The following is a 1451-nucleotide window of genomic DNA, read 5'->3' on the forward strand; positions in this document are numbered from 1 at the left end:
CGAGTTCTCGGCTGATCAGCGCGGCTACCTCGCCCGCCGCACCGGTGGCACGGAGCATCAGTAGGTCGTCGTCGAAAGCAGCGCGTTCGAGTAGCTGGTCGGCGATCTCCAGCAGCTGCCCGACGCGCATTCGATCGTCGCCGAGCAGCATGAGCTCGTGCCGGATCAGCCGAACTATCTGAGTCGATATGGAAGGCCGGGTCGTACGGCTCTCGCACTTCATCGGATGTGTTCCTGTCGTCCGCGGAATCAGTCGTTCTCGCCCAGCCCGTACTTCGGGAGCGCGCCCCGAGTCATGACTGGGCAGTAGCCGGTGATCGCTTCCCCGTTCACCACCATCTTCGCGAATTGCTCGCGGTGGCCGGTGGGGGTCGGCGCGCCGTCCATCAATACACCGTTCGGTGGCACCAACTGGTAGACGTCGTGCTCCGCGATCGTGCCGCGCCAGACACCGAGACCTCGGCCGTCGCGATATCCACCGTCGTAACCGGTCCCTGCGTACGCCCAGGGATGGAGGAACGGCGTCGCTTCGACATCGAACTCGGATCCGTCCTCGGCGAGGATGCGCGCGGTGACCTTTCGGTGTGCACGGGTGCCGGGATGGAACTCGACCTCGAAGTCCATCGACCGGATTCCTGTGTGCCGGCCGTCCTTCGTGATTACCTCACCGTCGACATAGGTCGGGTTGCCGGCTGCATCCTCACGGCACATCGCTGTGACGAAGCAGTCGCCGATTTCGAAGGTCATCACGACGTGGAGCATCGCAAGAGTCGGCGTGGCCGGTGTGGCCGCCAGTTTCGCCTGGGGGTCGGCTACCGAACGGTCGAACCCGCCGACTCCGGGTCGGACACCCCAGGAGTGATCTCGGAATCCCCACCAATCGCATACTTCGAGGCGACCGGCTCCGAAGTCGATCCATCCGGACCAGTAGCCGCTCTGGTCGTACCGAGTGATCTCTTGGCCGATTCGGCCGCCTCGGGAGTCCATGTAGTGCGACTCGCAATAGGGATCGAAACTCGACTCGAACGACAGCTGAGCAGACACCGGGGTCGATTCCCCGTCCAGCGAGATCTCGAGACGCTTGAAAGGCTCGACCACCCGAACTTCGAAGTCCGACATGCGGAGGTTTTGCATGTCGTCCGCGAGTGGCCGGGAGAATCGAGTGTTGTGCTGGCGGTCGCCTTCCTGCACGCAGAAGTAGCCGTCGGCCACACCCATGTTCTTGTAGAAGGCGATCCCGGAGATGAAGCTGCCCTGACCCTTGGGGTCCACGGCCGCCAGCCAGTGTCGGTCGTAGAAGCGGTGATCCGAGGTTCCTGCATAAGCAAAAGTCCAGGGGATCTGGTGCATGAGCGTCTCGTCCAGGGGGTGAAGGGTTCGCTCGGTAATCAGGTCGCGCATAGTCGATCACTCCACTCGTAGGGCCCGGGGCGGGTAGGGCGGGACTCGGC

1 protein-coding gene is annotated in these 1451 nt (G+C 63.4%); it reads right to left on the reverse strand.

Annotated features, from left to right (window positions below; genetic code table 11):
* Positions 1 to 249: 249 nt before the first annotated feature.
* Complete coding sequence (locus I0Q12_RS19965) at positions 250 to 1401, reverse strand: hypothetical protein (protein WP_231611057.1); 1152 nt, start codon at positions 1399 to 1401, stop codon at positions 250 to 252.
* Between the last annotated feature and the right edge of the window lie 50 nt (positions 1402 to 1451).

It is taken from the genome of Rhodococcus sp. CX (genome assembly GCF_015865005.1).
Lineage (GTDB): Bacteria > Actinomycetota > Actinomycetes > Mycobacteriales > Mycobacteriaceae > Rhodococcus.